This window comes from Lactococcus sp. FSL W8-0209, from assembly GCF_038006585.1.
Classification (GTDB): Bacteria; Bacillota; Bacilli; order Lactobacillales; family Streptococcaceae; genus Lactococcus; species Lactococcus lactis.
Genome location: NZ_JBBOVN010000001.1, coordinates 16,143 through 32,006 on the forward strand (window position 1 = coordinate 16,143; position 15,864 = coordinate 32,006).

At 34.3% G+C, this 15,864-nt stretch carries 17 protein-coding genes; 4 read left to right on the forward strand and 13 right to left on the reverse strand.

The window, feature by feature from the left end; translation table 11 throughout:
* Window positions 1–83: 83 nt before the first annotated feature.
* The 9 genes from MKX45_RS00100 to MKX45_RS00140 all read right to left on the reverse strand — a co-directional run bounded on the left by MKX45_RS00100 (window position 84) and on the right by MKX45_RS00140 (window position 9,449).
* Complete coding sequence (locus tag MKX45_RS00100) at window positions 84–1,271, reverse strand: acetate kinase (RefSeq protein WP_004254593.1); 1,188 nt, start codon at window positions 1,269–1,271, stop codon at window positions 84–86.
* A gap of 195 nt (window positions 1,272–1,466) precedes the next feature.
* The gene (locus MKX45_RS00105) at window positions 1,467–2,405 is read right to left on the reverse strand and encodes a class I SAM-dependent methyltransferase (protein WP_012898520.1); all 939 of its coding nucleotides are present in this window, start codon (window positions 2,403–2,405) and stop codon (window positions 1,467–1,469) included.
* An 87-nt stretch (window positions 2,406–2,492) separates the two neighbouring features.
* Window positions 2,493–2,744, reverse strand: coding sequence for a DUF3165 family protein (locus MKX45_RS00110; RefSeq protein WP_004254583.1), 252 nt, complete (start codon window positions 2,742–2,744; stop codon window positions 2,493–2,495).
* A 100-nt stretch (window positions 2,745–2,844) separates the two neighbouring features.
* Window positions 2,845–4,677 (reverse strand): translational GTPase TypA, encoded by a 1,833-nt coding sequence (gene typA, locus MKX45_RS00115; RefSeq protein WP_025016832.1) that lies wholly within the window; start codon window positions 4,675–4,677, stop codon window positions 2,845–2,847.
* Window positions 4,678–4,864: 187 nt separating this feature from the next.
* On the reverse strand, window positions 4,865–5,323 hold the full coding sequence (locus MKX45_RS00120) for a hypothetical protein (protein ID WP_057720379.1): 459 nt from the start codon (window positions 5,321–5,323) through the stop codon (window positions 4,865–4,867).
* Between the two features lie 156 nt (window positions 5,324–5,479).
* Window positions 5,480–6,106, reverse strand: coding sequence for an ABC transporter ATP-binding protein (locus tag MKX45_RS00125; protein WP_128267776.1), 627 nt, complete (start codon window positions 6,104–6,106; stop codon window positions 5,480–5,482).
* 81 nt (window positions 6,107–6,187) lie between these two features.
* Complete coding sequence (locus MKX45_RS00130; RefSeq protein WP_340816693.1) at window positions 6,188–8,086, reverse strand: bacteriocin-associated integral membrane family protein; 1,899 nt, start codon at window positions 8,084–8,086, stop codon at window positions 6,188–6,190.
* 5 nt (window positions 8,087–8,091) lie between these two features.
* Window positions 8,092–8,421, reverse strand: a complete 330-nt coding sequence (locus tag MKX45_RS00135) for a lactococcin 972 family bacteriocin (protein WP_057720376.1) — start codon at window positions 8,419–8,421, stop codon at window positions 8,092–8,094.
* 299 nt (window positions 8,422–8,720) lie between these two features.
* Window positions 8,721–9,449 carry a LytTR family transcriptional regulator DNA-binding domain-containing protein gene (locus tag MKX45_RS00140; RefSeq protein ID WP_057720375.1) on the reverse strand — a complete coding sequence of 243 codons (729 nt, stop codon included), beginning with the start codon at window positions 9,447–9,449 and terminating at the stop codon, window positions 8,721–8,723.
* 191 nt (window positions 9,450–9,640) lie between these two features.
* Between MKX45_RS00140 and MKX45_RS00145 the strand changes: the two genes are divergently transcribed.
* Genes MKX45_RS00145 through MKX45_RS00155 form a run of 3 tightly spaced genes read left to right on the forward strand, consistent with a single transcriptional unit; the run spans window position 9,641 to window position 11,256 of the window.
* Entirely contained in the window at window positions 9,641–9,862 is a 222-nt protein-coding gene (locus tag MKX45_RS00145) for a YqgQ family protein (protein ID WP_057720374.1), read from the forward strand.
* 33 nt (window positions 9,863–9,895) lie between these two features.
* The gene (locus tag MKX45_RS00150; protein ID WP_057720373.1) at window positions 9,896–10,867 is read left to right on the forward strand and encodes an ROK family glucokinase; all 972 of its coding nucleotides are present in this window, start codon (window positions 9,896–9,898) and stop codon (window positions 10,865–10,867) included.
* Between the two features lie 2 nt (window positions 10,868–10,869).
* Window positions 10,870–11,256 (forward strand): rhodanese-like domain-containing protein, encoded by a 387-nt coding sequence (locus MKX45_RS00155; RefSeq protein WP_004254540.1) that lies wholly within the window; start codon window positions 10,870–10,872, stop codon window positions 11,254–11,256.
* An 81-nt stretch (window positions 11,257–11,337) separates the two neighbouring features.
* Here MKX45_RS00155 and MKX45_RS00160 read toward each other — a convergent pair whose 3' ends face one another.
* A complete protein-coding gene (locus MKX45_RS00160) occupies window positions 11,338–11,784 on the reverse strand; it encodes a Dps family protein (RefSeq protein WP_004254538.1) in 447 nt (148 codons plus the stop codon).
* 166 nt (window positions 11,785–11,950) lie between these two features.
* On the opposite strand from MKX45_RS00160, the gene MKX45_RS00165 reads away from it, so the two are divergent.
* Window positions 11,951–12,616 carry a prepilin peptidase gene (locus tag MKX45_RS00165; protein ID WP_057720372.1) on the forward strand — a complete coding sequence of 222 codons (666 nt, stop codon included), beginning with the start codon at window positions 11,951–11,953 and terminating at the stop codon, window positions 12,614–12,616.
* Here MKX45_RS00165 and dinB read toward each other — a convergent pair.
* From dinB to MKX45_RS00180, 3 genes are all read right to left on the reverse strand, one after another.
* Window positions 12,567–13,661: a DNA polymerase IV gene (gene dinB, locus MKX45_RS00170; RefSeq protein WP_057720371.1), complete on the reverse strand. Its 1,095-nt coding sequence runs from the start codon at window positions 13,659–13,661 to the stop codon at window positions 12,567–12,569. The two genes, MKX45_RS00165 and dinB, sit on opposite strands and share 50 nt — an antisense overlap.
* Before the next feature lie 78 nt (window positions 13,662–13,739).
* Window positions 13,740–14,231, reverse strand: coding sequence for a prolyl-tRNA synthetase associated domain-containing protein (locus tag MKX45_RS00175; RefSeq protein ID WP_015427124.1), 492 nt, complete (start codon window positions 14,229–14,231; stop codon window positions 13,740–13,742).
* A 78-nt stretch (window positions 14,232–14,309) separates the two neighbouring features.
* A complete protein-coding gene (locus MKX45_RS00180) occupies window positions 14,310–15,803 on the reverse strand; it encodes a basic amino acid/polyamine antiporter (protein ID WP_340816696.1) in 1,494 nt (497 codons plus the stop codon).
* Window positions 15,804–15,864 lie beyond the last annotated feature (61 nt).

Consider the following 15,864-nt stretch of genomic DNA (forward strand, 5'->3'; position numbering starts at 1 on the left):
CCTCAAGGATTCCCAGAACTTATCATTTTATGTCATTTTAAAAATAAAAAAGATTTTGTTTTAGAACAAAATCTTTTAATTAATTATTTTTTAAGTGCTTCAACATCACGAGCAATTACAAGCTCTTCGTCAGTTGGAATCACAAAAACTTTTACGCGTGAATGAGGTGTTGAAATTTCTCCCTCGACGCCAAAGACATTTTTCTCAGGGTCAACTTCAATTCCAAACCAAGTCAATCCAGAAAGAATTGCTTCACGAACAGGAACCGAATTTTCACCAATACCAGCGGTGAAGACAAGAGCATCAGCCCCATTCAAAACGGCCAAATATTGACCAATAAATTTTTGAATTCGATCAACATACATCTCGAATGCAAGTTTTGCATCAGTATCTGTATCTTTAGCAGCAATGATATCACGCATATCTGATGAAATACCAGATACACCATAGAGACCAGATTCTTTGTTCATCATATCAACAACACCTTGAGCATCTTTTAACTCAGAGTCATTTTCAATAAGGTATGGAAAAACAGAAGGGTCCATTTCACCTGTACGTGTTCCCATCATTACTCCAGCAAGTGGTGTGAATCCCATCGAAGTATCAATTGATTTCCCACCTTTTACTGCTGTCAGTGATGCGCCATTCCCGATATGAGCAGTGATAATTTTAGTTTCTTCAATTGGTTTTCCAAGTAATTTTGCAGCTTCTTGTGAAACATACATGTGTGAAGTTCCATGAGCCCCATATTTACGGACAGCATAATCTGTATAATATTTTTTAGGCAATGGATAACGGAATGCTTTTTCAGGCATCGTTGTATGGAAAGCTGTATCAAAAACTACTACTGAAGTTGCATCAGGCAGTAAGTTCAAAAAAGCTTCAATTCCTGCAGCATTTGCTGGATTATGCAAAGGAGCAAGAGCTGACAAATCTTTAACTTGTTGCAAAACTTCTGGTGTAACAACTGTTGATTTTTGGAAAATTTCACCTCCAGCAACCACACGATGTCCTACACCTGTAATTTCAGTAAATTCCTCTACTATTTTCAATCGTTTTAAATCTTCAAGTAAAACTTCTACTGCTTCTGTATGATTTGGAATGTCAAAAACGCGTTCTTCTTTTTGCTCACCAAATTTGACGGTCACAATCGAATCTTTCAAACCAATTCGTTCGATTAATCCCTTGGCAAGAACTTTTTCTTCTGGCATTTCATACATTTGCCATTTCATAGATGATGAACCAGCGTTAACTGCTAATGTTTTGGTCATGTTTAATAAACCTTCCTTGAATTTGAAATACGGTTAAATTATAACACAATTACAATTCCTTTTGTGTTTTTCGGTCATGATTCACGAGCTTAATTCAAGATGTAGTTTTTAAAATAAAAAACGTTTTCAAATTCAATCATTTTCATACATTTTAACCAAAAAAATTACTGACAGAACCTGTCAGTAATTTCAATCTTATAATTTTACAATTTTTGTAAATTCTTCCATAAAGACTTCTAAACTTTCTCTGTCTGTCAGTGAAGACAAAGGGTGAGCAAAAGTTGCATGTGCAGCCGGTCCCTTTTTCAAAACATAAATCGCCTTAGCATCAGCATTAAAAAGTGATTTTGGTAAAGTGATGACAGCCATCACACTCCCATGTTTACTAATCCACTCCTTTAATAGAGGTCCTTGAGGACTTGTCAGTAAATCTTCTGGAGCTAGGAAAATGGCAAAAGAACCCTCTTTTAAATAATTAAATGATTGCTCAATCAAAAGATGATGAGCAAAAGTATGTCCGTCAGTAGTCGCAACTTCAAAATTCTTTGCAACTTCATCATCTGGATAAAAACCAATTGGTAAATCACTGACAACAACGTCAGCAGGTTCCATCAAACGCTTTTGTACTGCATCAATTTGCATGAACTCAGCCTGACTCCCCATAATTTCAGCCATTGAAGCAGACAAATCTAAAAGTAAATCATCAACTTCAAAGCCTACATAATCAACCTTTTTATTAAGATTAACCAAAAGCGTTTCAGCAAGATTACCCATACCAGACCCAAATTCAATTAAACGAAGTTCAGAATTTTTATTAAGATGTTCAATAATGAAATTAAAAATTAAACCAATTGCATCTGGAGTCATTGCATGATTGGGCTGAAGTGGTGCGACTTGTGACCCTTTCAACAAAACAAATTGAAAAAGTTTTTGCCACTCCTTATTTGATAAATTTAACTGACGAAGTTTGTCATTATTTACTGACAATTCAACAATTCCTTGGTCAGTATCATCTAAAAAAGCAGCATTTTGTTCTACAAAAGCATCATAAAAATCTGTATCCAATTTCTCAGATAGTAACATAATATTTGCAACAACTAGCTCAAAACCTTGAGCCACTTTTTCCATATCCATGTTTTTTCTCCATTTCTACAAAATCAAAATAAAACTGCCAAACTTTGACAGTTTTATTCATTGCTTGATTATTAATCAATCAATCATTTATTTTTTTCTTTTTCGACTGTCCAACTTTTCCAATTCCATCCAAGCTCTGACCGTTACGACAAGCATCGCCACAATACCGATAATTTCTAAAAGTAATGACCGATGACTTACCGCCTGTGCCACAGCAAAAGCAAGAACTAGAACTCCAACACCAGCAAAGAAGAAAATGTCCATACTCCGCCGAACGTCTTTGGGCATCATGAAAATATACGCAAAGGCAACTAAAATCAACAAGATAATATAGAACATTTTTCTCCTTTCCAAGTTATGACAAGAACTAACGAAAAATTAATTTATTCATCATCAAACTTTCAATAATTGAAAATCAAGTTTCTCTATTTGATTAAACTTATTTTTTCTTCTTAGTTGATTTTTCACGCATTGCTTTATCCAAAATTTGTTTACGCAAGCGGATTGATTCTGGAGTTACTTCCAAGTAATCATCATCTCCAAGGAATTCCAAAGATTCTTCAAGTGAAAGAATTTTTGGTGTGTTCAAAACAGATGTAGAGTCTTTATTTGAAGAACGAACGTTTGTTTGTTGTTTCATTTTAGTGATATTTACAGTCAAATCATTATCACGACTGTGTTCACCAACAATCATCCCACCATAAACTTCAGTACCTGCATCAACAAAAAGTTGTCCACGTTCTTGAACGTAACCCATTGCGTAAGAAGTAACTTGACCTGAATCCATAGAAATCAAAGAACCACGGTGACGTCCACCGATTTCTCCCTTAACAGCTGGAAGATATTGGTCGAAAGTATGGTTCATGATTCCGTATCCACGAGTCATTGACATGAATTCTGTTGTGAATCCAATCAAACCACGTGCAGGAACAAGGAAAATCAAACGCGCTTGACCGTTACCAGTGATTTGCATATCAAGCATATCACCTTTACGTTCAGAGAGCGCTTGGATGATTGAACCTTGGTATTCTTCAGGAGTGTCGATTTGAACACGTTCAAATGGTTCGCAAGCAACACCATCAATTTCTTTGATGATAACTTCAGGACGTGAAACTTGAAGTTCATATCCTTCACGGCGCATTGTTTCAATAAGAATTGACAAGTGCAATTCACCACGACCAGAAACAACCCATTTATCAGGAGATTCAGTGTTTTCAACACGAAGTGAAACGTCAGTTTGCAATTCAGAAACCAAACGTTCTTCAACTTTACGTGATGTTACCCATTTTCCTTCGCGACCAGCGAAAGGTGAGTTGTTAGCAAGGAAAGTCATTTGCAAAGTAGGTTCATCAATGTGCAAGATTGGCAATGGTTCAACGTGGTCTGAAGGTGTAACAGTTTCCCCAACGAAGATATCTTCCATACCAGACAAAGCAATCAAATCACCAGCTTTTGCTTCTTGGATTTCTTGACGGTCAAGACCGAAGAAACCAAAAAGTTTAGTAACGCGGAAGTTTTTAGTCGAACCATCAAGTTTAGACAAAGTAACGCTGTCCCCAACTTTGATTGTTCCACGGAAAACACGTCCAATACCAATACGTCCAACATAGTCATTGTAGTCCAAAAGTGAAACTTGGAATTGCAAAGGTTCATCAGAGTTATCAACTGGGCCAGGGATATGGTCGATGATTGTATCAAAAATATTTGCCATTGTGTGTTCTTGATCAGCTGGATTATCAGACATTGATGAAGAACCATTGATTGCTGAAGCATAAACAACTGGGAAATCCAATTGTTCGTCATCAGCACCAAGTTCGATGAAAAGTTCAAGAACTTCATCAACAACTTCAGCTGGACGAGCAGATGGTTTGTCAATCTTATTAACAACAACGATTGGAGTCAAGTTTTGTTCCAAAGCTTTTTTCAAAACAAAACGTGTTTGAGGCATTGTTCCTTCATAAGCATCGACAACGAGGACAACCCCATCAACCATTTTCATAATACGTTCAACTTCTCCACCGAAGTCCGCGTGACCTGGTGTGTCCAAGATGTTGATACGAGTTCCGTTATATTCAACTGCTGTATTTTTGGCAAGGATAGTAATCCCACGTTCTTGTTCAAGTGCATTTGAGTCCATCGCACGTTCAGCTAATTCTTTACGAGCATCCAACGTTTGAGATTGTTTTAAGAGTTCGTCAACCAATGTAGTTTTACCATGGTCAACGTGGGCAATAATAGCGACGTTTCTAATATCTTCGCGTAATTTAGTCAATTTTATCATACCTTACTTTCGTATATATCTAACCCATTATAGCACACTTTTCTAAAAGCTGTAAATGCACACGTTTACAAGCCTAACAAAGATTTTTTTACTTCCAAAATGAAAACCCCAAAGAAAAATTTCTAAGGAGTTCTTTATTTTTTTATAATTAATAAAATCAGTAAAAATGATTATGTTGTTAACATTCTTTTATTCTTAAACTGTAGAGAAAGAGTAAAAGAAAAGCAACTAAACCAAATAGAACAGCAATAATATATCCAGCTCCATAAAAGGTTAGAAAGATAGAAAGTTCAGCCCCAAAAGTATTCCCAGATAAACTATGATTAAAAATAATCATAGACGGAAAAGCTATAACTAAGAAACTAATGTAAAAAATAAGACTAGCAAAAGAAAAATAGACACTAAACTTTATTTTCCTATAAATGAGAAAAAGTGATATAAGCAACACCAATCCCAAAATGAAACTATAAAAAGGGACTTGATGAAAAAGAAAATAAAAGAAATTTTCTCGACTTTTTTTATAGTCAAAATTCGTATTCAATTTAGCCTGATTTACCGTTGCAGGAAGAAACATGGTTCCTATCCAAATGACAAATGCAAGAGATACTTGCCAGATTTTTATTTTTCTTATCAACATTTTTCTGCCCTCCATATTCATTACTATATCTACACTCGCATTTTATAAACATCTACATAAATCAAAATATTAAAAATCAAGAAGAAATGGAAGAAAGAAGCTGAGCAACCCTAAAATAAATGTAAATACTATATATTTTTTCATATCTATCACTCTCTATCTGGACAATTCAACAACCTCATCTGCCATTTTCCAAATGGCAGGGTTATGCGTTGCGATAATAATAATCCGATTTTCATTTTTCATACTCAAAAGCAGTTTCATCACTTCTTCACTATTCTCAGAATCTAGTGCTGCTGTTGGCTCATCTGCCAAAATAACCGGTGAATCCTTCAAAATCGCTTTAGCAAGTGCCACACGCTGTGCCTCACCACCTGACAATTCATAAATTTTTTGATTGAGTTTTAAATAGGCTACATTAACTTGTGCCAAAGTTTCAAGCTTTTTTTCTTGTTTAGTTTTCTTGGATAACTTTTGATTAATCAATCCCAAATCCAAATTTTTATCAATCGTTTCATTTTCAATCAATCCAAAATTTTGAAAAAGATAAGACAAATCATTTAGAAAATAGGAATGTTTCTTGATTTTTGATAATTCTTTTCCCTCATAAAGAATACTTCCCTCGTAGGATTCAAGTTTAGCAATCATATTCAGTAAGGTTGTTTTACCAGAACCTGATTGACCGATAATGGCATAAACTTTCCCAGCTTCAAAGGTTAATTTAAAGTTATCAAAAATCTTTCTATGTAAAAATTCTTTAGTAATATTAGTTAATTCAAACATCTATTCTCCTTTCAAACTATTTATTTGTCCATTTTCAAAATTCTTCATTTGAACAAGTAGGATAATGAGCGAAATAAACCACTAAGCACTTACAACAAAAAGAGAATATAAAAACTCATTGCTGATTATTGTCAATGTTGGTAATAAAATCAAAAGTAATCCTAACTCTACAAAAATGAACCGACGATGAATTCTCAAGTTGGGCATTCCAGAAATAAATTTTATTACGATTGTTCTTCTGAAATGAGTAAAGTAAAGGACATGAAGTAAAATATAGAAAAAGCTAATGACAATAATCGTTATAATGGCTGATATGATTGCCATACTTAAACTCTCTTTTACAAGATTTGTCTGTGCTTCATACTGTCCATAGGCATTAACTAAATAATGAACCTTATCGTATAGTCCCAACTCTTTCAGCCTATTAAGCGTTTGTTCTTTACCTCTCACAAAGAAATAATCATTATCCCCTGCCCATGATATGCCCGTTTCTTCTCCTGATGATTGCGGTGTTATCACAACAATAATTGGGTCAGAGATTTCTTGTTGCGTTGTCATTTTCTCATAAGCCACATTGTAAATAAAACGTTTTTCGCCATTTGGTACTTCTTCAACGTATTTTGCCTTCATCTTAGTCTCTTTTTTACCGTTTTGTGTGGTTTCCGTCAATGATTTATTATATTTAGTGATAAGTTTTTGACGGTTTTTCATTTGATTTTTCGGTATCAAAAGAGCGTATTCCCCAAGTTTGAGATTAGAAAAGTCTTCTTTAGCCTTGATATGTTGTGCTTTCAAATAACTTGGTGTAACGAAAAGTTGGTCTTGGCTACTTTCTTCTGGTCCAGCAAATAAATCATGTCTAACGAATATCGCATCATCTTTCGTTACTTCCATATTATAAAAGTTCCACCATGCTTTTGCTTCTTGATTACTTACTTGCAAATTAATAGAAGCATAAGGGAAAGTATAATAATCTTTTTCTTCTTTCCATTTATCTAAATCAGATTCCTGTTTTTTTAATTCAATTTGATTATAGTGAATTCCTGATAGACTTGTGACAAGGACAAGACTCACAGCAAATTGCATCAAAACCACAAGAACCATCAAAGCTATTGTCGGTAGTTTCCCTTTGATAAGTGAATTAAGCTGACTCCGAGAGAGGACAATCATGATTATTGCACTTACTAAGCATGACAATAGCACAAATATCAGAGAAGAAAAAAAGATAGAAAATAAAGCAAAAATGTGAAGTGAGAAGTTGCTTAGACCAGTTATGAGCAAGTAACTAGAAGTCCCTATCATAGCAATAATCGTCAAAATTGAGATAAACTTTATATCACAAATACTATCTGAAAATACAGTATTCAACAAGGTCTTTCCAGACAAAAGCTCTATTCCTGATTTTCGTAACTCTGAGATTCTTACAAAAATAGCTAAGCCGACAAAAGCCAGAAAGATACTTATCAATAAGGTTACAGCCTGTGGATTACCATAGATGTTGTAATATTCATCGAAAAGCGACATCTTTGAAACAGCGGAAGTCATAACATGGAATTTCTGGCTTAAATATTGACTTAACTCCTCGGCACTTCCATGTCCTCTTAGAATATTATAAGTTGCACCCATACCCAACAATTCATTGTCTGCACGGTCAGCTTTGGGGAATAAAATCATATTATTTCCCAAAATTCCTTTACCAAAAGTCATATATTCCGGATGAAAGCCGGCGTTACCTTCTGGAGTAACGACTGTCGCAACAATAAAGAGTTTGTGAGTTTTAGCATAGTTATCTAGTGCAACAAGAACCTCTTGATTGCTAGGAATATGATTTGGATTTTGTTCCGCATTGTTGGCGACAAGCACACCCTTTGGAAGTCGGTCCGCAATAATGTCTTGACTTTTTGGCTGGATATTGATGATATAAAAGGCTGTGACTAGCATTGTAGCCACAGCCAGAAAAATATATTTTATTTTTTTCATTATTTTTATCCCCAAAGTTTACCAGGAATATATCCATTACCATGGTAAAAGTTAACTCGTTGACCCCAGTAGGTATTTAACCATGCATATGCTTGTCGGTTAGCATGAGCATTTATAGTATTATTTCCATATTGGTGTGCATAAGCTACTTCAGCCCAATGATTTCCATAGTTATTCCAATAAGCAGCGTAGGCTCGCATGCCGTATTTTTTATCATTAGTTGAGCCTTGAGAATAAGTTGAACGATTAATAGCGAAAACGGGACTGACTTGAAGAATAGTCACACCGAGAGCCGCAAGGATAAGTGTTGAAACAAGTAATTTTTTAGTTTGCATTTTTCTACTTCCTTTCTAAAAATTTCTAATCTTTTGTAGAACCTTTTAAAAATTCTACTACAACAAAATTTTTAGTACCTCCTTTCCTCACTTTGAGGGTGTACAAGCCTCTGGTCGAATTCGTTTGTTTAACATTTTTAAGTTGATGTTAAATTTCTATATTTCGATTGTAAACCTTTTCATTTTTGCTTACAATCTTTTTTTGCATAATTTCATCATTTTTGTGACGAAATCGCATTTTCTGTGATGAAATTGAGTTTTTATCAGGCAAAAACAAAAATCACCCTAAAAAAGAGTGATTATTTTATTCGTTTTGAATGTTTTTTGAGTTCTTTTAACTCTTTTTTGCAAACCGCCGGTGCTTTGACTTTTTTCAAGCTTTGTTTGAAACATAGCGTCAATCCGTCTTCTTCAATTCGACGAATTTTATTTGTATCAACAAGTAAACCGCGTCCAAGTGCAAGTAAATTGGGAATTTTCTTTTTTACATCAGAAATCGTACCACGAACTAAACATTCATTATCTTTTGTGATGGCTTTAAGATAATTTCGATGTGTTTTGTCCGCTTCAATATATAAAAGAGAATCTATCGAAATTGGATAACCACTGATTTCGACAATAGTTAGCTCATTTGTAAAACAGTAGAGCAACACTTTCTTAATCATTTCTCTAATTTCAGTATCAGCGTCACTAGCCACAGTCATTTGAGTCCACAGCGGAGAGGTAGTAAAGTTCAATAATTCATCTTTTAAGTCAGGATTATCAGTATAGATAAGAAAAAATGCCTTACTTTCTAACTTCTGTATTTTTTTCAGTATTTCGAACTCTTCTTTTTGTGCAATTTTTATAAAACAAGTCTTAACTTCTTCAAGATAAATTTGAAAATATTTATAGATATCTTGATGATTATAGAATACCATTGTTGCGTCAACCTTGTCTTTTATCCCAAGTTCTTTTTCATTTTCAAGAACAAATCGCTCCAAGCGATTTACTGCATAAAAGTCCGCATCAATCAAAATTCTATTCATTTTTTACCCTCAACAAGTAAATTTTAACTATAATCTTATTCCAAAAGCATCATTACCATTAAATATCTTTTTAGTTACGTTTTCAAATTATATTGTATTATACCATTTTATAAGCAAATTCTGCGCTATTCACTCTCTTTTACATATAGCTTGGACTTGAAAGCCTTTATCAAATACGGTAAAATGTAGTAATGAAAACTCTCTATGACGTGCAGGAAATGCTGAAAAAATATGGATACATCAATCTTTTTCCAGATCGTTTGGATGCGATTGCTTTTATGCAAATTGAATTAGGAAAAATGCTTGAATCAGGAATATTTCAAAAAAGTGACCATGACTATTTGACTGCTCGCTTGATTTTGGCACGTGAAGAGAGAATTGAAAAGAAAAAATCTACGAACAATAAAAAATGATTCTTTTTTTATTGTCAGATTGGAGAAAAAAACATGACTGCAAGTAAAATTATCGGTATAGACCTTGGTGGAACTTCAATTAAATTTGGAATTTTAACACTCGATGGTGAGGTTCAAGATAAATGGTCTATTCCGACAAATATTTTAGAAGATGGAAAACATATCGTTCCTGATATTATTGAATCAATCAACCACCGTTTAAGCCTTTATAACTTGGACAAATCTGAATTTCTTGGAATTGGAATGGGAACACCGGGTTCAGTAAATATTTCTGAAAGTACCGTAAAAGCTGCTTTTAACTTAAACTGGGCAGATACTCAAGAAGTAGGTAAACCAATCTCTGAAGGTGTTGGCCTTCCATTCATTTTGGATAACGATGCTAACGTTGCTGCTCTTGGTGAACGTTGGGTAGGGGCAGGTGAAAATAATCCAGATGTTGTTTTCATTACTCTTGGAACTGGTGTTGGTGGCGGAATTATCGCTTCAGGTGAGCTTGTTCATGGTGTTGCCGGAGCTGGTGGCGAAATTGGCCACATTTGTGTTGACCCTGATGGTTTTGAATGTACTTGTGGAAATCGCGGTTGCTTGGAAACAGTAACTTCTGCAACAGGTATCGTTCGTTTAGCTCGTAAATTCGCTGAAGAATACGAAGGTGATTCTACTATTAAAGCAGCTATTGACAATGGTGATGAAGTGACTTCTAAAGACATCTTCTTTGCAGCTCAAGAAGGAGATCACTTCAGCTTATCCGTTGTTGATAAATTTGCTTATTATCTCGGTTTTGCTTGTGCAAACCTTGGTTCTACTTTGAACCCTGCTTCAATCGTCATCGGTGGTGGTGTTTCTGCTGCTGGAGAATTCTTACGTGAAAAAGTTGAAAAATATTTCACTAAATATGCCTTTTCAACTGTTCGTAACTCAAGTAAAATCAAACTTGCTATCCTTGGAAATGACGCTGGAATTATCGGTGCCGCAAGTCTTGCTCTTAAATTTAAAGGAGAATAATTTTGGTTATTATTATCATTGATATCATTCTTGTTTTAGTAATTATCGGAATGTTTGTCTATCCTCGTTGGAATCTTCGTCGTAATGCTAAACTTGTTGAAGAAGCTGAGTTTGCTCGTTTAATGCCTACTTCTCAATTAATTGATATTCGTGAAGCAAAAGATTTTCGTATTAAACATATTCTTGGTGCACGTAATCTTCCTGCTGGACAAATTGACCAAAGTTTAAATGCCTTAAGTAAACATAAACCTGTACTCATTTATGAAAATGGTCGTCCTGTTGGCGGAGCAAAAGTTGCTAAAAAACTAAAAAAAGCTGGCATTCCTGAAGTTTATATCCTTAAAAGTGGTTTGAATTCTTGGAATGGTAAAACTAAATCTGGTATCTAATTACTAATCGTCTTATTAGTAAATTTCAAATAAAAAACTCTCTATCATTAACTGACAGAGAGTTTTTTATTTATAAAGTAATTAACCTACTTCAGCTTCAATCATCCAAAGTGTTTTTTCAATATCTCCAAGAGCAGTCGTATATAAGTCAACTGTCACATCATCACCATCATCACCAGCAATTTTAATGCCATCTTTGAAGAGTTGAGTCAAATATTTGTAAGCAACAATCAATTCTTTCACACGTTCTGAATTAGATTTTCCCCAAACGGCGGGAGTCATTTCAATTTTAGAATTTTTATCAAATTCTGCTAAAGTTGAAACTGGAGAACCACCAATAGTGATTAGACGTTCTGCAAATTCGTCCAAATGTTCATCCAATTGATCTTTTAATTCATCCATTTTTGGGTGTAGGTAAAGAAAACCTGGACCACGCAAATACCAGTGGATTTGATGAACAAGTGCTGATGCTTTTGATAAATCAGCAACTGTTTGATTTAAAACTTCTTGTGTGTGTTCATTTGACATAACTAACCTCCATTTTTTAAATATTAAATGTCATAAAGAGACTTAATATTAACTTTTCTATAAATATATTATAAACCAATGAGATTTTTTTCTCAAATGATTTACTTATTTTCTTTTTTCGCTGTATTTAAAGTTACAATTCTTCATTTATTTCGTATAGATTAGTATGGACATTTTATTTATATTTGTAATTGGAAGTATTTTTGGCTCATTTTTTGGCTTAATAGTTGACCGTATTCCACTAAGAAAATCAATTATTTTTGGACGCTCACATTGTGATTCTTGTCAGCAACTTTTAGCCTATCGTGATCTAATTCCTATTTTTTCTCAAATATGTTCTGGCTCACATTGCCGTTATTGTAAAAGTAAAATTCCATATTTATATGTTTTTTTGGAGTTCTCATCAGCTTTAATTTTTGTTTTAGCTTGGGTAAATTATCTTAAACCTAATCAATTTTTACTGATTATTCTTTCACTAATTTTATCTGCTTTTGATTATCGTCAGCACAGTTTTCCTTTTGTTATCTGGTTTATTTTTGCACTCAGTTTTATTTTAATATTTCCTCTTTCTCCCCTTTTCTATTTTTGGCTTATTTTAGCCGTCTTAGCTGAAAAATTCAATTTAAGAGTTGGCAGCGGTGATTTTTTATGGTTTTTTACCGCTTCATTTTCTCTAACTTTCTTAAACGAAATGCTGCTCCTTCAAATTGCTTGTTCACTTGGTATCATTTATTATCTAATCACAAAAAAGCGGGCTGAAATTGCCTTCATCCCGTTTCTAACTATTGCATATCTAATGTTTCTTTTGGGACACCAAATTCTGTCACCGTAACCCCTAAAAGCCTTACTCCTAAACTTTCATCATATTCAAGTTCTTCAAATATCTCTTGTGCTACTTCTGCAATTTCTTCTGGACTTTCTAACTTTTCTGCTAAAGATTTTCTTTTTGTCAATGTTGTAAAATCAGAGTATCTCAATTTTAAAATGACAATACTTCCTTTTAATTGATGACTCTTTAATGAGTCGGAAACTTTACCAGAAATTTTACTCAACTCTGCTTTAATATCATCCGGAAGATATAATAGTTTACCATAAGTTCGCTCTTTTCCAACTGACTTTCGCTCACGGTAATTTTTGACTTTCGAGTTATGTATTCCATTGGCCTTTTGATAAAGCTCCCAACCATAAACTCCGAATCTTTCAGCTAAATCAACTGGGTCTGCTTTTTGTAAATCTCCCCCATTAAAGAAACCTAGTGCGTGCAATTTAGGAACTGTCGCTTTTCCAACACCATGAAATTTTTCCACCGGTAATTTTGCTAAAAATTCTAATGCTTCTTCTGGCATAATTAAGGTTAAGCCATGGGGCTTTTCATAATCAGATGCAATTTTCGCTAAAAATTTATTATAAGAAACTCCTGCAGAACAGGTTAAACCTAACTCAACAAATATATCATGCTGAATCAACTTAGCAATTTTAATTGCTGATTGAGCACCGATTTTATTTTCTGTTACATCTAAATAGGCCTCATCAATTGAAGCTGCTTCAATATCATCGGTATAACGTTTAAAGATTTCACGAACTTGTTTACTTACTTTTGTGTATTTTTCATAGTTTCCTGAAATAAAAATAGCTTGTGGGCAAAGATCATAAGCTTCTTTAGCACTCATTGCCGAATGTATTCCAAAAGCACGCGCTTCATAAGAACAAGTTGAAACCACGCCACGTCCACCTGTCTGTAATGGATTTCTGGCAATAACAACCGGCTTACCTTTTAAACTCGGATTATCACGCACTTCAACAGAAGCAAAAAAGGCATCCATATCAATATGAATGATTTTTCGCGAAGTGTCATTGATGAGTGGGAAAGTTAACATATTGCTATTATACAAGAATTAGTTTTCAGACTCAATAGATTGATTACAAAAAAACTCTTAACAAGTAAGAGTTTTAATTTATAAATCAATAATTTGATAATCATAGCCCTGCGACTTCAAAATTGTAAAACAAGCATCCATCGCAAAGAAAATAGTTTTGGTATTATCATTAGGATGAAAAGTTTGAATTTGATAGTCATCTAGCATTTGTTGGTCAAAATAAATATGCATATTATCATAATGTTTACCAACAAGTCCAAAAAGAGAAACAATTCCGGAGTTTAATCCAAGCATATCTTCTAGTCGTTCTTCCGAGACAAAGTGAAGTCTCTTCACTCCAATAATTTCTCCCAAGCGATTCATATCAACCTGTTTAGCATCATCCATAATTATCATATAGAACTGGGTAGACTTTTTATTGGCTAAGATTAAAGTTTTGGAACGACAACCTTCATAATCTTTAATGTAGTTATCCGACTCCTCAGTTGAATGACTTGCTGGATGTTCTACTATATTATAAGGAATTTCAAGATCAGCTAATAATTCCTTAACTTCTGAAAAAGTTCTCATCAATTCTCTCCTTTATTCACTTTTAGAAAAATACCGATAAAATTAATTTATATAAGACAACTTATTTTTATATTTTGTTTAGTAGCCTAGTAATCCCCGAAGATCTAAAGCTGTTCCTGATTTTGCGCCACAAATCAAGACCAGAATTGCTAAAACTCCTAGTAAGGCCACAATGAACATTCCTGCCCATTCCTTGACTGATATTGCTTGTCGACTTTCTTTTTTCGCTTTAATAAATAAAATGAAACCAATCGTATAAAGAATCATCGCCAACCAAACATATTGCCAACCAGAAAAATAAAGGGCCAGAGCTTGAAAAGCAAAGGTGAAAAATCCTATTAATATATTTTTAATTGAACCTTCTTTAATCCCAATTTTAAGAAGATAAGCTCCAACCAAAGCATAACAAATCATAATTACAGCTGTTGCCATATAAATAAAGACATTATAAGCATTGGCTACAAAATATGTAATGATAATAAAGATTTGAATCATCAGCTGAGTAATAAGCAAAGAATTACTTGGCGCATGATATTTATTCAGCTTACCAAACCAACTTGGCAATAGTTTTTGCTCTGCCAATTGTTGTGTCGCCTCAACTGGTAACATTGTCCACGAAAGCCAAGCTCCTAATAAGGAAATCATTAGTCCAATTGCCATCAGACTTCCGCCCCAGCCACCGACCATCTCGTTAAGAATATAAACTAAGCCTGGTGCTTTAACATTTGCCAAACTTGCCTGGTCCATATAACCATAAGGAAGTAATGATAAAAGGACATAAATGACAAGCAAAACTGCTAGACCAATAATTGTCGCTTTAGCTGTATCCGATTTTTTCTTTGCCCGATTTCCCATCATCGCTGCGCCTTCAATCCCGACAAATACCCAGACCATGACCATCAGCGAGCCTTTAATTTGATCAAGGAGTCCACCAGCAGTCATCGCATGCCAAACTAGGCTTTTGACTGACCCATCCGCAGCTAGATTGCTTGTGAAAGTTTGCCAAAAATGTTGAGTGAATACATCAGCTTTAAATAGGATAATCCCTGTGATTGAAAATACGACTAAAGGAATGAGCTTTGCAATCATAACAACCGCATTTACAAGGGCGGCAGTTTCTACTCCTCGGTCAACTAGAAACATTAATATCCATGAGATTATTGAAACAATAATTACTGATAAAACAGTCAACGAACCATTGGAATTAGCAAATTTGCCAGGGAAGAAATAGTCAGCAGATGTCATCATTAAAACTGCAAAACCAATTGTTCCAGTCCAAGCTGAAATCCAGTAACCCCATCCTGATAGAAAACCGATAAAGTCTCCAAACCCTTCTCGAGCATAGTCGGAGACTCCGGAAAGTTTGGGTCTAATTGTAATCAGTCGATTAAAACTCAAGACAAGCATGAAAATCCCAAAACCAATAAAGAGCCATGAAATCATGACTCCACCGGGTGTTGAACCATTGGCGAGGTCATTAGCAAGATTGAAGACTCCACCTCCAATTGCTCCAGAAATAATAATTGCTAATAGTGCAAAAAGGCTAATCCCTTTTGTTTTCTTGTTTTCCATTTACTCACTTTCTACTATTTAATCATAAATTTCCTATAATTAAATTTGTATAATATCATTT

Bases quoted from the DNA above. Each gene is read 5' to 3' on its own strand.
- MKX45_RS00100 (WP_004254593.1), bottom strand. From the start codon at position 1,271: ATGACCAAAACATTAGCAGTTAACGCTGGTTCATCATCTATGAAATGG.
- MKX45_RS00105 (WP_012898520.1), bottom strand. From the start codon at position 2,405: ATGGATATGGAAAAAGTGGCTCAAGGTTTTGAGCTAGTTGTTGCAAAT.
- MKX45_RS00110 (WP_004254583.1), bottom strand. From the start codon at position 2,744: ATGTTCTATATTATCTTGTTGATTTTAGTTGCCTTTGCGTATATTTTC.
- MKX45_RS00120 (WP_057720379.1), bottom strand. From the start codon at position 5,323: ATGTTGATAAGAAAAATAAAAATCTGGCAAGTATCTCTTGCATTTGTC.
- MKX45_RS00125 (WP_128267776.1), bottom strand. From the start codon at position 6,106: ATGTTTGAATTAACTAATATTACTAAAGAATTTTTACATAGAAAGATT.
- MKX45_RS00130 (WP_340816693.1), bottom strand. From the start codon at position 8,086: ATGAAAAAAATAAAATATATTTTTCTGGCTGTGGCTACAATGCTAGTC.
- MKX45_RS00135 (WP_057720376.1), bottom strand. From the start codon at position 8,421: ATGCAAACTAAAAAATTACTTGTTTCAACACTTATCCTTGCGGCTCTC.
- MKX45_RS00140 (WP_057720375.1), bottom strand. From the start codon at position 9,449: ATGAATAGAATTTTGATTGATGCGGACTTTTATGCAGTAAATCGCTTG.
- MKX45_RS00145 (WP_057720374.1), top strand. From the start codon at position 9,641: ATGAAAACTCTCTATGACGTGCAGGAAATGCTGAAAAAATATGGATAC.
- MKX45_RS00150 (WP_057720373.1), top strand. From the start codon at position 9,896: ATGACTGCAAGTAAAATTATCGGTATAGACCTTGGTGGAACTTCAATT.
- MKX45_RS00160 (WP_004254538.1), bottom strand. From the start codon at position 11,784: ATGTCAAATGAACACACACAAGAAGTTTTAAATCAAACAGTTGCTGAT.
- MKX45_RS00165 (WP_057720372.1), top strand. From the start codon at position 11,951: ATGGACATTTTATTTATATTTGTAATTGGAAGTATTTTTGGCTCATTT.
- dinB (WP_057720371.1), bottom strand. From the start codon at position 13,661: ATGTTAACTTTCCCACTCATCAATGACACTTCGCGAAAAATCATTCAT.
- MKX45_RS00175 (WP_015427124.1), bottom strand. From the start codon at position 14,231: ATGAGAACTTTTTCAGAAGTTAAGGAATTATTAGCTGATCTTGAAATT.
- MKX45_RS00180 (WP_340816696.1), bottom strand. From the start codon at position 15,803: ATGGAAAACAAGAAAACAAAAGGGATTAGCCTTTTTGCACTATTAGCA.